The following is a 19,772-nucleotide window of genomic DNA, read 5'->3' as shown; positions in this document are numbered from 1 at the left end:
TGCGGAGAAATTAGCGCTTACACAGCTTCGGCATCCGATGCAGCGACAACTGACCAAGAAAACCGCGGGTCGCGAGCAGCGGGAGCAATCGATATGAAAGAGGCGGCCAACTAAGGCGACCTTACTCTTCGTGGACACGGATCCCATTTATCCGTCTTCTTAGGCGCGGGGATCAAATCTTCAACTCGCTTCAGCCCAGCGGTTTTAAAAAGACCGCGAGTGATGACGACCATCATCAACACGGTTCCGGCCAGTATCAGCAGCGTCCACATGGCGTCCTCCATGTCCGCCCCGCATTAAACCCAGGCAGATAGGGTACCGTTCCCAAATAACAGTAACGCTTTGACGGCTACCAAGTTTTCCTGATGCCCTCCCCCAAGGGTGACCCCGATTGGGCCCCAGCTCCATCGCCCCCATAGCCTGGAGCTGGGGCCATTTTTCAAATCAGCCACCGCATCAAACTAGGCACTGCGCTCGGAAACACGCCAGCGCCGTGAGGCGCACGAGAACAATCCGGAAAATGAGTACGGGCGGCATCGTACCATCTGATGCCGCCCAATTCGTTTGCGTAATGAAATCAAGCGGCCCTACCCGACCGTTGATTCATCCCGTCGTCTAGTTCTGTCCTGTACTTTCGCCTTTGGGTCCGGGATTGGGTCCAGACGCGGGGTAACGCCGCCCCCGCGGCCGATCGTGGATTCACACCGCAAAGCTTCTGCCGAATAGTCCCCCCGCCAGATCAAGCTGGGAGACGGCAAGATGCTTATCTGGATCTCTGGATCGCATGCGGGGTCGCTCTCGTGATCGTCGGCCTCATGGCGCTGGCCGTGCTGACGATGGCACTGACGAGATCCATTGAGAGCCCAGCGCGCGCGCTCGTCGATGTCGTGCTGATGTCGCCCCACGGGCGCCGATCTGACTCCCGCCGCGCGGTCGCCGTCAAGTCTAGGAGTCCGCGCATGCCCCCGCGTCGCACAGGCAGTGTGCTCTCAGTCGATCGATTTTTGCGGAGGGTGGGCGGGGTTTCTAAGGCGCTAGGATGGTTTTTGGTTTGTATTTCCTAGCCAACGCTTAGAGTACTCGTGCTCAGCAATCCACTTGACTGCGTCGCCTTCCGTAATAAAGCCCTTGATTGCTTCCGTTTCGCCATCGGGCCACAGAATATCGATACCCCAGCCAAGTCCGGGATTTTTCCGAGCCATGAAAGTTGGTCGCTGCTCGAGCATCCGTCGAATATGCGCCTATGGTGCTCAGGTTCAAGCCAGCTATCCTGCCGCAATCAAACGTCCGACACTGGCCACGACGCCCAGTAGCTCGCGCGCCTTCCGAGGCCCACGGGATTGAAAATTTTGCGAGGTGCCTCGGATGCCGCTTTGATGGCCGCATGGCCCCCATCGTTCGCATCCACAAGCACGAAGTCGTGCCCCAGACCGGAAGCTGTGAAGTTTGCTTCGACGATGGCCGGGAGAGCGTCTACTTCTACTGGGACGATACCGCAGGCCGGCGGCTCAGGACTAATCCTCAAGAATCGATTTTGTGGCGTCAAATACTTGTTCGGCCGTGCCCTTGATTGTACCTTTCGCCCAAGCTTGGAACACTGTCACGATCGCGTTTTTGTAGGCGAAATCGTCTGCAGAAAAGTAGACTTCATCGGTGACCGTGTCCAAAATAAGCGCGCCCTTATCGATGCAAATTTCCTCGATAAGGGCCAGACGCTCTTCATTTTCCGCTAAGTGACGCTTAACAATGCTCATTACAAACTCATGCTGTGCTTCAGCCATAGCACAGGAGCCTGGCCTGCACGACCGCCCGCCAGCTTGAACCGGGCGCATACGAAGAGGCCGCCCATTGAGGCGGCCTGCTCATCGAGTCGGGACTTACGTTGGGGTGCGCAGGCCGGGGGATCTCAGCCATTGCTGAATGTGCAACGCGTTCTCACTCACTCGCGCGGCCTTTAACAAAGCTTCCCGTTTCGGCCCGGGCGGCGTTGTCTCTGCGCGGCTCCGGGCGACGCTCGCCATTTGGGTGAGGCGTTCTGTCAGGGAAGTGGTGAGCTTGAGCATAGGCATAAATGGCTCCGCGTTCTTGGCGGGGAGTACAGGGGCTCTCAGTCACCGATAGCCGCCGTGATGGGCCGGTGATGGGCCCACTAGGCGCTTGCTTCACGGAAATAGATACTGAATTCCGCTGGGCCTTTCGCGCGCTTGGCATTCTCCTGCTCTATGGCAGGCCATGCGGGCGCTGAACCGACACTACGTCCCGGAGTTGAATCCGCAGGGCAAAGAGCCGCATTGGGGACGGCGCAAGCTGAAGCGGGATGAATGAGGCCCGCCAGCGTGAACCGGCGGGCCTCGTTTCCACACCCACGACAGGCTGTAGCTCGAAGCTCGTTCCGCGACGCCAGGAATCGATAATTTGAGCAGGTTCGCCGAGTAGCTTCGGGAGCGTTCGGTTGCTGCCGTCATTTGGAGAGCAATGACGAGCACATCCGTAGTTCTCATTCCCGGCATGCTGAAAGCGCTTCGTCTGGTGCGCGTCTACGGCTTTATGGTCGAACGCAGAGACGGCCTGTATTACCCCGGCAGCAACCAGCCGGCATGCTCCAAGGCCTTGGCAGAGAAGATGGTTGAAGGCGGCTGGCTCATGAAACATGGCGAGCGTTATCAGCCTACAGAGAAGGGCTCGCGCGCAGGAGAAGCGTGAACTCCCGAAAGCAGCGACGGCCCCAGCCTTGGGAAAGCTGGAGCCGCGCGCTGAGGTACTTCGAGCCTCAGGCCCGCGAAGGGATCGGGCCGGAAGCAGCGGGAAAATGCACCGCGCCTAAAAGGGTTCCTATTGTGGCGGCAAGTGTACACTACCGCCTCACTTCGCGGAGGCAGTGTCAGCCTCGCGTTTCGCAAGAGCCTCGGCGGTTTCTGCCCGCTCTTGCCATTCGGCGGCAAACAAGAGCCACTGAGCTTTCGAGGACGGGTCGCGCGTCACGCCAGCCTGTCTGCGGCACTCCTCATACTCGCGACGGAACTTCGCTCCCTCATCGAACATGGCGCCGAACTTGGGCTCGCTAAATCCAAGGATACGTTTGGAGCCGCGATGCAATCTTAGCGATGATGCTCAAGAGCGCAAGAGGATCAGGTTTGGCCATGCCCAAAGGTACGGCGCCAGCCGGTGATGGCTTGATCCAAATCAGGCGACTGCCAAATTCAATCTAGGCCACCAGGGGTTAAAACAGACCAGTACCGATTTGTGGAGGTTCGCTCATGGGCAACTGGGCGGACATGGCACTCTTTTAGGTAGTGGCATTCTTGCCGGCCTTAGACACCGCTTCGATCAGGACCGGGCACTTTTCGTATTCCTTGGCATCGCAGGCAACTGTACCTCGAAGCTCCCAGCATTCACCGCCATCAAAGAACCACTTGGTGGAGCCAATGGCGACGATCACGTTGCATTTGGGGCACGGCACCTGCATTAGCCAAACATGCTCCCGGAGTCGGTCTATTGCCAGTTATAACCCCAGCGAGAACCGGGCAAGAAGACCCGACAAAAAGGGCCTCGGGAAAGGAAACCTTAGCCCCAAGACTACCTTCCTTCGCTTCGGACCGTACGCGAAACGAAGCCCGAAGCCGTGATCCAATCGCTCGCGGGTTAACGGTTCCTGCGCGTCTGGAACAAGGCTGCCAGCGTGAACCGTGCCGCACTCTGTGGCACGGGCGTTGCTGATATCTAGGTGACTGGGGATTGTAGGCCCCAGTTTGAGACAGGGCGCCGCCGGGACAATGCATTTCGAGCCCGGCGGCGTATCTTTTAGGGACTAGCGGCACAACCGCTATTCGGGGCCGGTCATGTTCGGCCCGAGCACGATAAGCTTATTCCGGCCGAACGCTCGAGTGAGAACACGTCGTCACGAGCACCAAGGTTCGGCTGCATTGCCAATCTTGTCCCAAAGTCGGCTCAAACACTCCGCGAGGGGTGCCGATTGCCATAGTGGCACCAGCCGCGACCAGAACAACGGCTGTCAGTGCGAACATTCGAGAGGTCGTCCAATGAGTATTCATGGCGCTTCCCTCCAGTTGAAGCGCGCACGCTATGCTTGGCGATGCCTGCCGCTTGTGAACTACTTCACACAATGCGCATCACACCCGCGTGCAGGAGGCCCGCGAGTAAACCGGCGGGCCTCGTGTCTACTGCTTCAGCCGCCGGCGGTGTACCACAGCCGGCGCGTCTGTGGGCTAGCTGGCGGCTCTCCCCACACCCACGAGCGGCAGTAGCCCGCGCTCTCGACGAGCCACCTCACGCCCTGCCGCCTGCCGGATAAGAACGGGTGAACTCCCCCAGGTTCTTGACGCGGTTGTAACGAAAGGTGCAGCCATGCGCGCGGGCGAAGACTTCCGCCTCTGCGATCGCGATGGCACGCGTCTCGCCGAACGCGCGCTCAATGTATCGGTCCCGAATTGTCAGTTTCTCGTCCGCCGCGATTTCATCCAATACTGTCGCTAGCCGGAGCAGGTAGTCGTCGCGCGTCTCCATAGGTGGAAATATGCAGCGGCAGATGCCTGAATGCCAGCCTAAGGCAGCCTTACTGCATAAGGATGCCCACAAAAAATTGGCCCCAGGGATGAGCCGGGGCCGAGGGTGCTTCTGACGTCCGGTGCCGATAGACAAAATGGCCGTTTGCATGTCGAAAACCAACAATGCGAGCCACTGTTCCTATTCATATGCCGCCAAACGACTTGGGGCTTTGGGGTGCCATGGCCCGAGTTTCGGATTCGACGCGGGGCCGGCCGGCGTTCCTACGTTCGAGGAGGCTAGATTTCCCGAGAGGACGAGGCCCGCCAGCGTGAACCGGCGGCCTGTGCTCGCTGCGTCAGCCGCGCCCTCTCGGCTGGAGTTGCTCTAGCCCCTCCTCAATTACTCGAAGGTCCTCCTGTATAGAAGCTCGAGACTGAGCCGCGTTGATGCTTGATGTGGACTGGAGTCGTTCGAGCAACTGGCGCCGAAGCTCTCGCATATTCTCGAGAGCCTGCCGATTCTTCGCGCGAACGTAAGCGGAAACGAGCGTTTTGAGACTCGCTGGCAAGGGTTGTTCCAAATCAAAATTCTAAAACAGGCTGTATCCTAACCCGCCCGAGACAATCCGCAAGATCCAGTAAGCTCATGGACTAAATGAGGAATTGAGCCCATGGTTTCCTTGGGACGGGCCGTGGGGTATGGCGGCTTGTGCTTGGGGTGAGGGCCCGTCACCCAGCCAGCCCCCGGGGCGGGCCTTCCCTCATGGAACTCTTTGCCCGATAGGCATAATTCGGTTCCACCGAAATCCTAGATCTTTTCACCCGGCATATTTGAGCATGCGCGGCGATTTAACCTCCCGCTGCGGCCTTCGTATTTCCGGTAGGCCCGCCAGCGTGAACCCGGCGCAGACGAAGAGGCCGCCAACTGAGGCGGCCTTACTTCATGAACATGGCAACGATCGCAAGCGCTACTGGGAGCGTTCCGAAACGATCAACGCAATACGAAAACTGAGGTCGGAGCCCATGGAGGCGGCCTTACTCTTTCGGCGCGGGAGGATGGATGGCGGCCTTCGCTTCCGTCGCCTGTGCGATCAGGACTGCGATTGCGTCTAGCGTTTGTCGGCCGTTGATTCCGAACGATAGGCGCTGGTAGTGCGCGATCTTGTCGTCGTAAGGAATGCATTTCTCACACATGGCTTCAGCTCGCATAGAGGGCGGGAGCGTGAAGCACTCTCAGTCAACGATAGGCGCCTCGGCCTTCGCGGTGATACAGGGACCAAAAACCTTATGTCGGGTTCCCGACACTAGGAACATCAAGGCTTTGGTGGTTGCAGTCCAGGCGATGTCAGCCACTCGGTCATGTGAGAGCCGGTCTCGGCTTGGCGGGCTTTGCGGAGAGCGGCATCGCGTACAGGCCCATGGGGAAGCAGTTCGGCTTCTTCGCGGAGGCGTCTGGCTTCTTCGGCAAGGCGCTCTTCAAAAGGGGAAATTTGGCTAAACCTACGGCGCGATCCCATGGCCTTTCTCCATGACAATTGAACCGGCGATTCAACTGCAAATCCTCGGAGCCGGTTCCACTCAAATTGAGCCGCCCGCTGATGAATACATTAGCGTTCGCAATCTGTTCGGTGAGACTAAATTCCTTAAGCCCTGTCAAAGAAATTAGGCGCCGTGAGAACGTTCTAGCAACTGAAAAGGCCCGCCAGCGTGAACCGGCGGCCCTCTAGTTCGTGGGCAATCAAACGATCGGCGAACCTTTGCGCGCGCCGTCCAGACAGATCAGTATCCGGGATTTTGTTAATCCCTCTCGGGGCTGGACTAAAGTTATTGCCGCCGGGACCGCGTATTTTCGAGCCCGGCGGCATTTTTTTTGGTTTGGCGCGGATCAGGCCCTCGGTGAAATTATTGCGGCGGGTACAGTCCAGGCGGTCGCAGCCACTCGCTCATGTAAGAGCCGGTCTTTGCTTGTCTGGGCTGTGCGGAGGAGGATTTCGCGCTCTGGCCCGTGGGGAAGCTTCTTGGCCTCCTCTCTCAATCGTTCGGCTTCTTGGGCAAGGCGTTCTTCGAGGGATACGGTTTGCATAAATCGTCGGCGCTTCTGCATGACGCTACCTCGGGTCCTAAACCGTGGGGTTCTCGAATTTACGATTCGTAATATGCCGACGAGTGCCCGTCGGTCCCAAAGTGAACATAAAGTTCCTGCGCAATCCGCCGCCACGCCATTTTCATTTTTTCTCGGAATAGAATTGAACGATCTAATCCATTTTGAGGACCGCGTTCATGACCAAGGAAACTTGCCTGATCGTTCACGCCGCCGGAAGGCAGCTGGATCTTCTGCGGGGAGAAGCCTTTCGCATTGCAAAGGAGAACAAGAGCGGTTGGTGGACTGATCGCGCAGACGTCGGCACGCGCTTTTGCTTCGAGGACGCGAAGGCCAAGGACGCTTTTGCAATCACCTGCGATGGCTTCGGCATCCGATGCAACGATAGCTAACCAAGAAAACCGCTGGCATCGCGAGCGGCGGGAGGGCACCTAACTGAGGCGGCCTTACCGATCGGTCGGCTGTTCAAGCATCGTGATTGTTACCTGAGACTTCGTGAAGCGCGTGTCTATGTTGCCGCCACTGTCGCCGAAAGTCGCTGGTTTCTGACAGAGGTGGTTGTGGCAAATCCTACAAGATTTGTTCGCCAAGGGCAGCTTGAATGCAGCCCGGCAGATGGTTTCGCCCCGCGGCTCGCTAAATCTTTCCGCGAACTGAATTTCAGCGCCGCAATCTCAAGCCAGTCACTTAGCTCAGCAGAGCTTGTGCGTCTCCAGTACGGCGCGGTGAGAAGCAACGAAAAAGTGGCGCAGGCAGCCCTATACTGCGCCGCTGGTCGGCTGCGCTCGATACCCTGCAAGACAATCTCACCGGCTTCGCTAGAAACACACCAACGCCAGGCACGACCGCGCCGCGTGATCGAGCTATCAAAGAGAAGGAAATCCGCATCGCTCATGGGACGCATACTCCAAAACAACCACCTAAAATCGCCACAATACTCGACAAATCTTAGAGTCTAACTTCATTGGTGGCGCGAAGTTCCTTCTCACCTTTCCATTGCTTGAAGCTTAAAGTATTTTTGGCCGTCTTCGATTCGGCTCCCGAAAGCCCGCAAGTCATGTCATCCGCTCCGACTAACAAGATCGCGCTTTTCATCGATGGTGGGCCAATCTTTACGCGACGGCGAAAGCTCTCGGCTTCGACATCGACTACAAGCGTCTTCTGAAGGAATTTCAGAGTCGCGGGGACCTGTTTCGGGCGTTCTACTACACCGCAGTCATCGAGGATCAGGAGTTTTCCTCGATCCGTCCGCTGCTCGATTGGTTGGACTACAACGGCTTCACGGTCGTCACCAAGGCGACGAAAGAGTTTGTCGATTCCTCCGGCCGGCGCAAGATCAAGGGCAACATGGACATCGAGCTTGCCGTCGACGCCATGGAGCTCGCCGAGCGCATCGACCAGATGGTGCTGTTCTCGGGCGACGGCGACTTCCGCTCGCTGGTCGAGGCCGTGCAGCGCCGCGGCGTGCGGGTCACGGTGATCTCAACCATCGCAAGCCAGCCGCCTATGATCGCGGACGAGCTGCGCCGCCAGGCCGACGTCTTCATCGATCTCGTCGAACTGCAGTCCAAGCTTGGCCGCGACCCGTCCGAGCGCCCGGCCCTGCGTGATCGCGAAGCGCGGACAGGCGCCTAAATTCTTGCAAGAGCCGAAGGGAAACGACCCTCCCGGCTAGATCGTTAAGGAGCGCCCAGTCCAAGAGCTTGGGAAGGCTGCGGAGACGCGAAATATGCCTCAGCTCCGCACATCTGCCGTTCGACGGCTACGAATCTGAGGTTGTGGGGTCCTGGTGCGCTCAGGCGGCACCCGGCGGTGAATTTGGCTTGGCCATCTGCCTCTCTACCTGCTCCTCGACGTAACGGACGATCATGCGCCGCGCGTCCTTGTCGGTCAGCTTCTGAAACGCCCTAATCAAGCGCAGTATCTGCAGATCTTCGACACCGTTCGCCATCGCAAAACCTCGTCGAAAAAACGCATGTTCAAACAGAGAAATCATGCAACCCTTTATGCGACTGCGAAACATGGAACTTCGTCAAAGGTTAAAGCCTGCCGGCTCGCCGCAGAATTGGCGGAGCGGCCCCGACTCCAGCCGCAAACCGGGGCCCCTTTCCGGCGCGAGGGCGGGCCGCGAAAGCCTACCACCAAGAGCGGATGCGCTGTGAGCAACCGCAGCAACGATCCCGCTTGCGGGGATAATTTCGCCGGATAATCTGGTCCCATTGCCCACGAATGATTTCAGCACCTTTGGAGATTTCCGATGACCAACGACACGGCCGTGTTCGACGCCATGCGTCCCGATCGCGAAAGCGGCGAGAGGGAATGGGCTGGCCGAATGGGCACGCTCGACGCGATTAGGCGTGACGGCCTCGAAATTGATACAGCGTCCCTCGCCTTCTGTCTGCACGAATGGATCAATAGCGCCGGCTATGTCGACATTGAGGTCGTGTGCAAGTTTCCGCTGATGCTGGCTCTATGAGATGGACTTGGACCAGTCTCCTCCGGAAACGACGGTTCGGCGCCTGCTAGGTCGTTTTGCCAGACATCGGCGGCCCGCTCGGCCACCGATCACAGTACCTCATGCGACCCACAACAATTCGAATCGCGAATTTGCGCGAAAGGATGGGACAGCTGTCTGGTTCTTCGTCTTCTTGCCGATCTTCCTGCTGCTCTACACAATCGTCGAGAAGATGCACGTCAGATGAGAGCTAGTCCGAAAACTGAATTGAGCAGCTGCTTTCGCGGCCCGCAGCTGCCGGCGACCTGTGTGACCAAGCGCTCCGCAATCGCCTACACGTCAATCCGTAAACTCAACGCCGACACGGCTGCCTGAACGCCAGATTAGACGGCAATTTTTTTCGACGCGATCCTTTACAATCATCAGCTTGAACCGGTCTCTCATACTATGCCCAGCTGATAAGGGCAGCTCGATTGCTGCTCCGTGCTCGGTCATGTCGACAACGCGGCAAGAGGTGCTCGATCCGTCGCCGAAGATGTAGGCGACCTCGTTTGTTTCGATGCGCTGTTGTCTGCGACGTTCCTGCACTGTTTCTTTCCAGTAGAACGCGTGCGGTCACTCTGCCGAGCAGCAAGGGCTCTTATCGAAGAACCAGCCAGCCGCGTAGGGATGACGGGTTTCCGATCGCCTATGCTTATCCGCGGTACTCGTCACCAATCCGCGAGAGCAAATCGTATGGCCATAACGGTTGAAGTTGGGTTACCGCCCACGACCTTAGCGGCGTGGTCGTGCCCCAAGGAAAAGCAGGACGGTAAGAACCGATGGCGACAGCAGACAAGTTGATAGCATGCACCAGGAAAAGCAGGACGGTAAGAACCGATGGCGACAGCAGACAAGTTGATAGCATGCACCTAACGTCCACTCACATATCCGAGCGAGCGGCGGCCCAGATCGCCGACCTCTCGCCGTTGAATGGTCCAGAGCCTGCCCGAATTGGTTAGCGAGTTGTTAATCGGCGTTCGGCAGGCTTGCCTCAGCGCTGCCGATTGCCCCCCAGCCCAAGGCAGCGCAAGCGATGGCCGGCGGCAGTGACGCCCGCCGGCCATTGTCCACACCCACGAGCGGCAGCGTGTCGACCACACCTCGACACGCAAGCAATTGACAATTTGCAGGCCTCATCCGTTACCGCTTTGATGGCGGCATGTCTCCGCTCACCCGCCGCCGCAGCAAAGATGATCCCCATCGCGAAACGTGGCTGATCTACCTTGGCGACGTACGGATCGGCGTCATCGGGTCGGCGCGCAGGCGTGCCCAGCTCGGCGCCGCAATGGGGTTGGTCTTGCGGCTTCTATCCCGGCGTCGATCCCGGCCAGCATCGAACTGGGATCGCCGAAACATTCGACGATGCACGGGCCACCTTCCAGGTTGCTTGGGTGGAGTTAGCGGTCACTCTCACAGAAGCCAATTTCGAGGCATGGCGGCGCCAGCGGGATTGGACCGCTTGGAAAGACCGGATGCACGATCTAGCACTGCCGCTTCCCACGCAGCGCGCGGAAGGCATTTCGCGCTGTTTCTGCGGTGACGCGGTCAGCATCCGAACCCTCGATGCACATGTGCGCACTGCACACAGCTTGGCGCCGACGAATTTCGCGGCCCGGTAAATTCGTACGGCATATAACGATGCTTGCCCTGATCTAATTCCGCGAATATCGTCCCCGTCCCTTTTGGTAACGAGTTTGGGGGGATGCCACATGATCGGTTTTCAAGCCAAATTGGAACGTTTTGAGAGCCTCGCAACTGAATGCGACTTGATCGCCAGACGATCGGATGGAAGTAATCGCGAGTTTTATCTGCGTGCGAGCGAACACTATCGCGAGTTGGCCAACGACCTGCGTAGCCTGATCGCATCGTTCGACGTCGCCGCGTAATGCCGGCCTATTTTGAAGGCTTCAGACGCTCGCGGCGAAGCGAATAGGCCGCCAATCGAGGCGGCCTTATGTTTCTGTCGGCTTGCTCTGTTCAAGCATCGTGACTGTTACTTGATCCGCTAGATTTGTGAGCTGTTTGGCGAGCCGGTCGAACAGTTCCCGTTTGGCCTTATCGGGCGCAAGATCGCGAATAAGCGCGCATTCGGCCGCGTCCTTCCGCAGCTTCTCAATCTGCGCTTCGTAGTCTTTCATGGCCCACCCATTGCCATTTTTTCCTGATCATTGGTCGGGCGCGGCGGGCAGTCAAGAGGTAACGCTGTGGCCAAAGCTACGGTATCTGAGCCACCGCCTCGAATAGAGCCAATTTTTGAGAGCGATCCCGTTTGTGATAAGCGAATTTCTGCCTAACCCGCGCTGAGACCATGACCTTCCGAAAATCTATCTACGTACCACTACAACAGCGATTGTCGACTGAGCGCGGCAGCGTCGTTCGGCTGACGTTCGCGGAGATCGAGCAAACATTGGGGAGAAAGCTACCCGCGTCCGCGCATAAGTTCAGTGCGTGGTGGGGCAACGAAGCCTCCATGAAGGTCGGTCACACGCAAGCAAAGGCTTGGATGAACGCCGGCTTTCGCGCACATGCTTCGATTAAAGATCGCGTTGTCGAATTCCGCCGGCTTGACTAGCAGTTCGGCGGCTAACGCTTGTCGAAGGCCTTCGCACGCTGAAATAGCACTGTTTGAAGTCCGGTGATGATCAACTTGTTCAACGTCTCACAATCGCTCGGCGACAGGTGAGGAAGCTGGCGCGAATTCTTCCACTGCTCAATGGCGGCGGTGACCGCGGCGCGCAGTTCGTCATCAGTCGGGCTGGTCATCAGTCGATCCCCAATGCGATCGCCTTAGCTTGGCGCCTTTTGAAGCGGATGCAATTGAACCTTCGATGTACCGGTTGAAGGTTACCTCAGCGCGGGCGAACGGACGATGCGATCGGATCGGCCCGCGATCCGCTGGTTGTGGTCTTGCGACCTTAGAGATTGATCGCCGTTGCTAGATCACCCTTGGCAACTGAGCAAATAAAAGCTTCCCACTCGTCCTGCTCGTTCGGCCCTGCTGCCTTTGAAAGCGCTGCAAGCGAGAGTAAACCGCTTAGCGCGTGCGACCTAAGCATTTTCCGACATCGTCAGCCGTGGCGCCATCGGCAATGAGCGAAAGCAGTTGCGCTTTTCTCGCGGCTTAGGCACGCGGATGCGCAGGCCTCCGCAGCTTCTCGGGAATTCGGTTGGGCGTTCAACCCGTGGCGGTTGCCGGCAAGCGGCTAGGCTCAGGCACAGGCACACGATTACCGCGCGTCATCCACCCTGCTAGACGAGCGTAGCTTCACCTGAGAGCCGGAACGAACCAAGCATGTCGTCCTCGTGATCCATGCCGCAGAACAATATCCATGAACCATTTAGAAAAGATTGCCGGCTGTTCCCGGTCAGTAACTGATCGTAAACGATGCGATGGCAACAAACGGCCATGGAAACCGAACGCCCGCTTGAAACGATACGTCAAGACATCGGTCGGCATGAAAAGCGCAAGCCGCTTTTTAATCAGTATCACCGGCAAATGCTCGATCCTCTTCGCGACCGCGATTGGGTGTCTTCTTCGAAGCTTCCCGATCATCCCGGAACGACGCTCGCTCTTTTACGAAATGGATGGATGGAGCGACGCTCAACCGGCGAAGGTGTCGAATATCGTATGACCGAAGCCGGTCTGACAGAACTTAGCCGCCCCCGATAATCCGCAAGCCGGTGGGAAACGGCGAACGTGTCAAAGGCCATGGAATTGATCGTCGCTAGCTACGTGAAGGTGCGGGACCGCCGCGCCTTGACGGACCTGCTGACGCATCGGCGCAAGGTACTCGCCCATCTGCAATCTGTGTCGGGCATCAACCCAGAAAACGCGGCCAACGCAATCCAAGAGGAGTTGGCGGTGATCGAAGCCGGCCTTGAAGAACCTAACCCTCCGCCCGGTTCTCACGTCGGTTCAGAAGTGAACACTACAAATCAGACCACTGAATTTTCAAACTAGGCCACCGAAAACCGCAGCGCAGAGCGCTAGAACTTGCCAGCGCGAACCGGCGGGCTCGAAAACCTTTCCTTGGGAAGAGGAACATTGGTTGGAGCGCCAAGTTTTCCCCAATGCCCCTCCCCAAGGGCGACCCCTAATGGGCCCCAGCTCCATCCTCCCCATTGCCCGGAGCTGGGCCCACTTTTGGACGCTTGTTCCAACCGGCAAATCAGGCCGCTGAGGTCGGAAACAGGGGGTTTGTATCCGTAGTGGTTTTCATTCCCAGGGCTGGCTTTGCTCGTACCGAATTTCTCCGTAGCTCCACACTTCGAATAAGGGTCGCCTCCGGGGACCCTTTTTTCTTGTTACTTGGCCTGCACCGATATCTGCGGGCGATGCTGGTCAAACCAGAAAATAAGCTGTTGTCGGAAGAGACGAGCGCGACGACCGCAGTTCATCTTGCGGCGGAGTCTTTGCGCCATTGCCAGCTGGTCGTCGATGTACTTTGGACCACCTGCCGGCTCCCTCCTCGCGAGATGGATCAATCGTCGGCTATTGGCAGGCCTTACTTCAGCCTTTCTGCCTGAATGTGCAGGACGTAAAGCGTGTTCTGGAATTCGTCCGTCACTTCCATTCGCCAGTCTCGGCCCGGCACCAGCTCCCCGTCGATGCCCTGAAGTATCTGCCCGGCCGTGACCGTGGCCTCCTTCCACGCCGCATGCTTGTCCGGAAGCTCCGCTCCTTCGCGGTCGATCTCGGTGCGGTCGTGCGTGATATGAAAGAAGTATCTCGGCATGTGCCGGTAATGCGCTACGGCAGGCGCAGTTCCTAACAGCCGATAGCGCCTAGCGTGGCGACCGCAACCCGGACGAGGTCATGCGCTTATCAATTTCGAGTCGAGCGCACGTTGTCGCCCCCAGTGTCCGAATTTGGTTCTCGCAGTGGCCGAGTTTCCGCGACCTCCCAACCAAGAAATAAATCAAGGAATTCGATCCTAGAAAACACGTCACGACGGGGGGTTCCGCTGGATTGAACGCTAGGGCCTACTGGAGAGTTTAACCAACGCGAATTTCATGAAGGGAGGAAGTTCATGAAACGCCGCCGGTTCATACCTAAGCTGTCGCTCAAGGCGAGGCTTGATGTGAAAGCTCAACAGCTGCGCGATGAAGCTAAGGCGTTCCCACCCGGGCACAAGCGAGACAGTCTACTTAGGAAGGCCCGGCAGGACGAAATAGCGTCCCACGTAATTAAGTGGCTGACCTCTCCCGGCCTGCAGCCGCCGAAATAGACGTATCGCATCGCGGGTGAGGCCATGTTAGCGCGGGATGCAGACATGCATGTGGCCTGCGCCCCGGTCGTCGCGGTTCTTGCCGTAATCGGGAATGGTCTCAACAACAGGACCCGTCAAACATTCAGGGGTTGCCCGGAAACAAGAGCGGTCCACCTGCCAAAAGGTGATCGGAATAAGGACGCTCCATGCGCGGAGCCTTTCCTCGTTGGCTTGCTGCACTGGGGGCACCGGACGCAGCCTGTAGGTTCTTGCGAAAACCGGCGAGCGCAAGCACTTTTCGCGGCCGTCTACTTCTTCGGGTACCGTGCAGACCGGACGAAGCGCTCAAATGAAATCGTCGCCGGCGCGGTCGCCGACGGCGTAGCTGGTCTCGACGAAGTGATGCGCGAGATTGTCAGCGACGGGTGGGATCCTGACTCTTGTCCAAGACGAATATTCTGGGGGCCACCTGCGCCTGCTCCAGCACCCGCTCCGCTCGCTCCTCCACCTGCGCCCGTCAGAGTGGTCGGCGGACGTCCGCTTTGGTGCGCATTTCGGACTCAAGTCGGACGTCACGGCACTTCCGAAACGTGCCCCAACAGCTGACATTCGAAATGAAAGAGCCCGCCAGCTGAGGCGGCCTTATTGGCCCGCACTTGGCGGCTTTAGTGCATCCAGAAGCTGGCGCACGGTAGGTGATTTCAAGGGGTCGATCCCGTCGCATTTGAGGCATTGGAAGGCGCGAGCGCCGTCGAGTTGAATTTCCAGTATCATCGGTCGATCGCATTTAGGGCAGAGGGGAGTTTCTAAGGGAGACATTGGCACACACTCCCAGCGGCGGGAGCGCAACACTCTCAGTCACCGATAACTGCCGGGGCGGAGCGGTGATAAAGGGAACTAGATTCTCACTTTGCCAAATTGTCGAGGCAAATTCGACGGAGCCTATAGACACCCTGCCGATGCTTTCTTCAGCGGCTCAATGAGCGATTGCGCGGAGAAGGGCTTTGTAAGAAATGCGATGCATCCAGAGGCCTGCGCAGCCTCGCGAACGGTAGGGTTGGCATTCCCGGTCATGTAAATTACCGGCACGGAAACCCCTGCGTCATTGAGACGATGTCTTAGCTCGATCCCTGACCCGTCTGTCAGGTTGATATCGAGGACGACGCAAACCGCCTTGTCGAAGTCGGCGTGGTTCTCAAAGGCTTCGGCAGACGAAAACAGCATAGTCTCGTATGCGTGCTGCCGAAGCAGACGCTCCACTCCCCTCAGCATTGCGGGGTCATCGTCGACCACCAAAACGAGGTTTCGATCTTTCGACATCCCTGACCTGTCCGCCGACACGTCTTGGAGGCCCTGAACCCGATCCGAATTGTCACGACCGCACAGACGACCGTTGGCTCGCGCTTTCAGACCGAGACCTCCAGTTCGTGTGGCTCGCACAAGACATTGTCTGGCGTCCTCAAAGATAATAGAGGCGGCCTAGACTGTCTGTCGTGTAACCGACGCAACGACGCCGATCCGGTCGGAACGGGAGACAAGCTCCGCCAAGGTTTGGACGAAATCCGCTGGCCGCGACTGGGCGCGCGGAGGGATTACTCTTTCGACCAATTTTGAAGAGCACGAGCAAAATAGTCGCGGGCTATCGCATCCAGGGCTGCGGAGATCTGTTCGCTGGGCTCCGGGGTGGTGACACGTTCTCGATCGAGTCTTTCGGCCTCGCGCATGTAATCCATGGATAATTCGCGCAAGCGCTGGACTTCGGTGTCGTCGGGTAAGGGTGCGATTTGAGCCAACAGGTGTCGTGCCCGCGCGCGTGCGCGTTCGCTTCGAGAGCCATCCATGACAGCCTCCGAGGGACTTGGATTTGTAGATTTCCTGATCAGTTCCCTCTGCCGAACAATAACATTCGGTGCGGAAAGGAAGGCCCTTGAGATCGGCTCGCTAGATCACAAAGGAAAACGCGCGCAGTAATGTGGCGTTCCCTACATAGCGCCTTAAATTGGGAGCCCCATCGGGGCTTGCCAAACGGCAAGCCTCCCATCTACTCCCGAAGCAGGCTCTGGTACTGCGACCTCACGGCTTCATAGCATTCGCAGGCCGCATCCCGCAGGCCCTCAAGGTTGGTGATCTGGATCTTGCCTCTGGTGTATTTAATGATGCCGGCCTGCTGAAGCGTGTGCGCCACGACCGTCACGCTTGTTCGATGAACACCCAGCATCTCCGCTAAGAACTCTTGCGTGAATAAGAGCGTATCGCTTTGCGATAGGTCCCTCGATCGGAGCAGCCAACGGCAAAGGCGGGCGTTCACATGATGCGCCGCCATACAGGCGGTGGATTGCTGTGCCTGGGAGTAAAGGGTCTGCTCGTGTCTGATCAGCAGTGAAAGAAGCGGTTGGCTCTGCATGGCCGCACCTCGGAGCCCGGCCAAGCTGCAAACCATTGCCTCGCCGCTCAGCTGGATCACACCCCGGCTTAGCGCCAGCCTCCCATCAAGCGCGGCCGACGCGCCAACGACGCCGTCTCGGCCGACCATCGCGGCCTCCACGACCTGGCCGCTCGACAGTGTGACCACGATAGAAACAACTGCGCTCGTCGGAAAATAGGTCGCGTCGATCGTGTCGCCGGCCTCGAAAAGCACCTGCTCCTGCTCGAAATGTGCGAGCTTCAGGTGGGGTTGAAGGGCAGCAAGATCGCCCGGAGAAAGCGATGCGAGAAGCAAGTTGTCCTTGTGCGGCATAGCGCGCTCCCATGGCTGCGGCGGGAGCGCAAAGAACTCTCAGTCAGCGGCGCCTGTGGACTGCCGTCAATGGCCCGACAGTACGCTCAAGTGGAAGTAAAGCGAGGGCTATATTGTCCGGGCTACCGACGGTCTATCGTCCGGCCCAATGTCCGCGTAGGGTAAATCGGTCGGGAAAAACGGAAAAATGAGAAGGAACGGTGAAACTTGGATCAGGTTGATTTGGCATCGTGGAGCGCTCCGGTGGACAGAACCTCGATCTATGATGAGTTGAGCCGTGTTGAGCGCGAAGTGGTCGCCGCAGAGCGCCAGCTTGCAGAACAGGAGCGACTGGTTCTCGACCTGAAACGGAAAGGTCAACAATTCACAGGCGCTGAAAAGGAATTGGAACGGCTGCGTGAATGCCAGCGTCAACGCGACCAAGACCGTCAAAGGCTCCTATCACTCCCGCAGCCCTGAGACAGCGAAATACTCCCTCGAATCGCACCTTATTTGTTGGTGCTCCTTGACGAGGTGATTGATTAGCTGGCGATAACGGTTGAAGAGTCCGGATGCGGCGTCCGATAACCGCCCTTAGTTGACTCCAGCAGCGCGCGCCTGCGGTCTGGTCCGCTAAGCCTTCGGCAGTTTGATAGCCTTGCAGCTTTACCTATTTTAACAAGCGTAACGCTTTTGCAGCGTTGCTTCACACGGGTGTTAGGAAGAATGAGGATGCCGCAGTTCACTGCGTCTACTTCGGCGCTCCAGGCTATTCGGGTGACTTCGGCGCCGATGTAGGTCTCGCCATCGTCGCTTGCCTTTCATAGATCCTACGCTGCGCCGGTTACAAAGACGGCGCAGAGCAATGCAGTTCAGCGCCTCCCCCGCCCCGCAAGGCTTTTTGCAACTTCCTGAGCACGCTCGCGTTGGTGAATGCACTTGCCGGGTGACAACCGGACGCAATGGGGATGTTGGACGCGAAGCATTTTTCCGGTTTCTGCTCGCGACATCAACGCATCGGTACGCGCTGACAACTAACCTGTTCCCGGTATGTGCACCCCTGGAGGAGCAACATGTCAGAAATCAGAGAGCATATGAAACTCGTCGGCAAGGACGGCGTCCAAGTCGGCACCGATAGCTGGCGTTCTTCGCGAAGCTTCGATGCTGGTCCTACAGGCTTGCCTGTTGCGCTCACGACGGAAAAGATGGCGCCGACAGAATATCCCGCCTTGAGGTGCTGCGGTCCCCATCCCAACCATCAGTAACCGTATGTTCCTCGCATGCTCGAGCCAATGAACCCCGCAGCTCCGTAGAACATCCCATAGCTGATCCAGAACCAGAGATAGTAGCCGATTCCGAGAAGCGTCTTTCGGAAGCCACCCCACTCAGACCAGAATGTTGCGTCGCGCATATATGTGTTGACGTCCTGCGAAGGCGTATCACCAAGAGCGTATGCGCAAACTTGATGAGGAAGCGGAAGCCGCACGTGTGCAGGCCGACCTTACCGAGCTTGACGGCCTTCGCCGCTATCTTATTTGTGGCAAGCAGGCCAGGCGAGGCGACGACCGAGAAAAGTTGATGAAGGCCATTGACGACTACGTCGAAGAAATGACTGGGGACAGGACCACGCTGCACGCCAAGTCATCCAGCATAGGTCCTAGAAAGTCGTGAAGCCGCCGCGCCGTCCCGACGCACGAAGAAAGCCGCACTGACCGTCTGCAACCTCTACAGCATCACTACGAACCAAGCAGCGATCCGCGCCCTATTCCGCGTCGTCAACCAATACGTCGGCAACTTGGCCCCAATGCCTGGCGTTTTCCCTGATTACAAGGCGCCGATCGTTCGGACTGGCGCAGGCGGCCGTGAGCTCACCACTGCACGATGGGGCATGCCGTCGTCGTCCAAGACGCTCATGGATGCCACGAAGAAGCGCGCTGGAAAGCTGCAGGCCAAGGGCAAGTCGGTCGACTTCAAAGAATTGCTCAGGATGGAGCCGAACTCCGGCACGACCAACATCCGCAAGGTAGAGAGCAAGCACTGGACAAGGTGGCTCGGACCGGAGCACCGCTGCATCGTGCCGTCCAACAGCTTCAGCGAGTTCAACAAGGCCGAAGGCGGCGACGTCTGGTTCGCGCTCGACGAGTCGCGTCCCCTCGCATGCTTCGCCGGCATCTGGGCCAACTGGACCTCGGTTAGGAAAGTCAAGGAAGGTGAGACCACCAACGACCTTTGCGCATTTCTGACGACAGAGCCAAACGCCGAGGTATTCGCTACCCGAAGGCGATGCCGGTAATCCTGACGACGCCGGACGAGGTTGAGACCTGGATGACAGCACCATGGGATGAAGCCAAGAGCTTACAGCGTCCCTTTGCAGACGGTGCGCTGCGAAACGTGGCACGAGGGGTGAAAGAGGATCAAGCTGCCGCATGAAACATGCTGAGGCACGTCCCCACGACGACCCGGAAGCCGCCGCACGCAAGCTCCTCGAGCTCGCCGCGAACGTTCCGGCTGTCCAAGACGGCCGCATCTACATCGAGCGGATCAACGCCCCGTTCCTGTTCACCCTCAAGGCCAAAGGCAGCGAGTTCCGAGCCGGACTGCGCTACGCGATCGAGCGGGGCTGGCTCGAGCTGCACGAAAGCGGGACCTATGTGCGGCTGCTGACGCCGGGCAAGGAGCTGCTGACATAGGAACTATCCATTTTCCGAGCAGTCTTGCATTATGCTGGCTCGCCGCCGAGCTG

Annotated in this window: 20 protein-coding genes and 2 pseudogenes; 11 read left to right on the top strand and 11 right to left on the bottom strand. The window is 58.2% G+C overall.

Features of this window, described 5'->3' with window-relative positions:
* Positions 1-1,514: 1,514 nt before the first annotated feature.
* Positions 1,515-1,781 carry a hypothetical protein gene (locus tag FXB40_RS45755; protein ID WP_148778818.1) on the bottom strand — a complete coding sequence of 89 codons (267 nt, stop codon included), beginning with the start codon at positions 1,779-1,781 and terminating at the stop codon, positions 1,515-1,517.
* A 694-nt stretch (positions 1,782-2,475) separates the two neighbouring features.
* Between FXB40_RS45755 and FXB40_RS45745 the strand changes: the two genes are divergently transcribed.
* The gene (locus FXB40_RS45745) at positions 2,476-2,703 is read left to right on the top strand and encodes a hypothetical protein (RefSeq protein ID WP_148778816.1); all 228 of its coding nucleotides are present in this window, start codon (positions 2,476-2,478) and stop codon (positions 2,701-2,703) included.
* Positions 2,704-4,287: 1,584 nt separating this feature from the next.
* Here the strand turns inward: FXB40_RS45745 and FXB40_RS45730 are convergent.
* Together FXB40_RS45730 and FXB40_RS48550 are read right to left on the bottom strand one after the other, a co-directional pair.
* The gene (locus tag FXB40_RS45730; RefSeq protein WP_148778813.1) at positions 4,288-4,524 is read right to left on the bottom strand and encodes a hypothetical protein; all 237 of its coding nucleotides are present in this window, start codon (positions 4,522-4,524) and stop codon (positions 4,288-4,290) included.
* A 2,123-nt stretch (positions 4,525-6,647) separates the two neighbouring features.
* On the bottom strand, positions 6,648-7,037 hold the full coding sequence (locus tag FXB40_RS48550; RefSeq protein WP_187437585.1) for a hypothetical protein: 390 nt from the start codon (positions 7,035-7,037) through the stop codon (positions 6,648-6,650).
* Between the two features lie 626 nt (positions 7,038-7,663).
* Here FXB40_RS48550 and FXB40_RS45705 point away from each other — a divergent pair.
* Positions 7,664-8,281, top strand: a pseudogene (locus tag FXB40_RS45705) (LabA-like NYN domain-containing protein).
* Positions 8,282-8,401: 120 nt separating this feature from the next.
* Here the strand turns inward: FXB40_RS45705 and FXB40_RS45700 are convergent.
* A complete protein-coding gene (locus FXB40_RS45700) occupies positions 8,402-8,602 on the bottom strand; it encodes a hypothetical protein (protein ID WP_148778809.1) in 201 nt (66 codons plus the stop codon).
* Positions 8,603-8,863: 261 nt separating this feature from the next.
* Here FXB40_RS45700 and FXB40_RS45695 point away from each other — a divergent pair, with 261 nt between their 5' ends.
* Positions 8,864-9,082, top strand: coding sequence for a La RNA-binding domain-containing protein (locus tag FXB40_RS45695; protein ID WP_148778808.1), 219 nt, complete (start codon positions 8,864-8,866; stop codon positions 9,080-9,082).
* A gap of 318 nt (positions 9,083-9,400) precedes the next feature.
* Here FXB40_RS45695 and FXB40_RS45685 read toward each other — a convergent pair whose 3' ends face one another.
* Positions 9,401-9,649: a PilZ domain-containing protein gene (locus tag FXB40_RS45685; protein ID WP_148778806.1), complete on the bottom strand. Its 249-nt coding sequence runs from the start codon at positions 9,647-9,649 to the stop codon at positions 9,401-9,403.
* Between the two features lie 1,163 nt (positions 9,650-10,812).
* Here FXB40_RS45685 and FXB40_RS48545 point away from each other — a divergent pair.
* Complete coding sequence (locus tag FXB40_RS48545) at positions 10,813-10,989, top strand: hypothetical protein (protein WP_187437584.1); 177 nt, start codon at positions 10,813-10,815, stop codon at positions 10,987-10,989.
* A 66-nt stretch (positions 10,990-11,055) separates the two neighbouring features.
* On the opposite strand, the gene FXB40_RS45680 is transcribed toward FXB40_RS48545, so the two are convergent.
* The gene (locus tag FXB40_RS45680; protein ID WP_148778805.1) at positions 11,056-11,241 is read right to left on the bottom strand and encodes a hypothetical protein; all 186 of its coding nucleotides are present in this window, start codon (positions 11,239-11,241) and stop codon (positions 11,056-11,058) included.
* 170 nt (positions 11,242-11,411) lie between these two features.
* On the opposite strand from FXB40_RS45680, the gene FXB40_RS50635 reads away from it, so the two are divergent.
* On the top strand, positions 11,412-11,675 hold the full coding sequence (locus tag FXB40_RS50635; protein ID WP_430648194.1) for a DUF7662 domain-containing protein: 264 nt from the start codon (positions 11,412-11,414) through the stop codon (positions 11,673-11,675).
* 11 nt (positions 11,676-11,686) lie between these two features.
* Here FXB40_RS50635 and FXB40_RS45670 read toward each other — a convergent pair whose 3' ends face one another.
* Positions 11,687-11,866 (bottom strand): hypothetical protein, encoded by a 180-nt coding sequence (locus FXB40_RS45670; RefSeq protein WP_148778804.1) that lies wholly within the window; start codon positions 11,864-11,866, stop codon positions 11,687-11,689.
* A 643-nt stretch (positions 11,867-12,509) separates the two neighbouring features.
* Here FXB40_RS45670 and FXB40_RS45665 point away from each other — a divergent pair.
* Entirely contained in the window at positions 12,510-12,773 is a 264-nt protein-coding gene (locus FXB40_RS45665; RefSeq protein ID WP_148778803.1) for a hypothetical protein, read from the top strand.
* 39 nt (positions 12,774-12,812) lie between these two features.
* Positions 12,813-13,064: a hypothetical protein gene (locus FXB40_RS45660; protein WP_148778802.1), complete on the top strand. Its 252-nt coding sequence runs from the start codon at positions 12,813-12,815 to the stop codon at positions 13,062-13,064.
* Between the two features lie 544 nt (positions 13,065-13,608).
* Here the strand turns inward: FXB40_RS45660 and FXB40_RS45655 are convergent.
* From FXB40_RS45655 to FXB40_RS45635, 4 genes are all read right to left on the bottom strand, one after another.
* Entirely contained in the window at positions 13,609-13,839 is a 231-nt protein-coding gene (locus tag FXB40_RS45655; RefSeq protein WP_148778801.1) for a DUF6894 family protein, read from the bottom strand.
* Between the two features lie 1,416 nt (positions 13,840-15,255).
* The gene (locus tag FXB40_RS45645) at positions 15,256-15,633 is read right to left on the bottom strand and encodes a response regulator transcription factor (protein ID WP_148778799.1); all 378 of its coding nucleotides are present in this window, start codon (positions 15,631-15,633) and stop codon (positions 15,256-15,258) included.
* Positions 15,634-15,905: 272 nt separating this feature from the next.
* A complete protein-coding gene (locus FXB40_RS45640; RefSeq protein ID WP_148778798.1) occupies positions 15,906-16,154 on the bottom strand; it encodes a hypothetical protein in 249 nt (82 codons plus the stop codon).
* A gap of 200 nt (positions 16,155-16,354) precedes the next feature.
* Positions 16,355-17,050 (bottom strand): Crp/Fnr family transcriptional regulator, encoded by a 696-nt coding sequence (locus tag FXB40_RS45635; protein WP_148778797.1) that lies wholly within the window; start codon positions 17,048-17,050, stop codon positions 16,355-16,357.
* Between the two features lie 207 nt (positions 17,051-17,257).
* Between FXB40_RS45635 and FXB40_RS45630 the strand changes: the two genes are divergently transcribed.
* From FXB40_RS45630 to FXB40_RS45615, 4 genes and pseudogenes are all read left to right on the top strand, one after another.
* Positions 17,258-17,509, top strand: a complete 252-nt coding sequence (locus FXB40_RS45630) for a hypothetical protein (RefSeq protein ID WP_246208357.1) — start codon at positions 17,258-17,260, stop codon at positions 17,507-17,509.
* 972 nt (positions 17,510-18,481) lie between these two features.
* On the top strand, positions 18,482-18,700 hold the full coding sequence (locus FXB40_RS45625) for a hypothetical protein (protein WP_148778796.1): 219 nt from the start codon (positions 18,482-18,484) through the stop codon (positions 18,698-18,700).
* Positions 18,701-18,737: 37 nt separating this feature from the next.
* A pseudogene (locus tag FXB40_RS45620) lies at positions 18,738-19,459 on the top strand (SOS response-associated peptidase).
* The gene (locus tag FXB40_RS45615) at positions 19,456-19,719 is read left to right on the top strand and encodes a hypothetical protein (protein ID WP_148778795.1); all 264 of its coding nucleotides are present in this window, start codon (positions 19,456-19,458) and stop codon (positions 19,717-19,719) included. The pseudogene FXB40_RS45620 and the gene FXB40_RS45615 overlap by 4 nt, the downstream one beginning before the upstream one ends.
* The last annotated feature ends 53 nt before the right edge of the window (positions 19,720-19,772 follow it).

Source organism: Bradyrhizobium rifense (assembly GCF_008123425.1).
GTDB lineage: Bacteria > Pseudomonadota > Alphaproteobacteria > Rhizobiales > Xanthobacteraceae > Bradyrhizobium > Bradyrhizobium rifense.
This window is presented reverse-complemented; position numbering and strand designations above follow the sequence as displayed.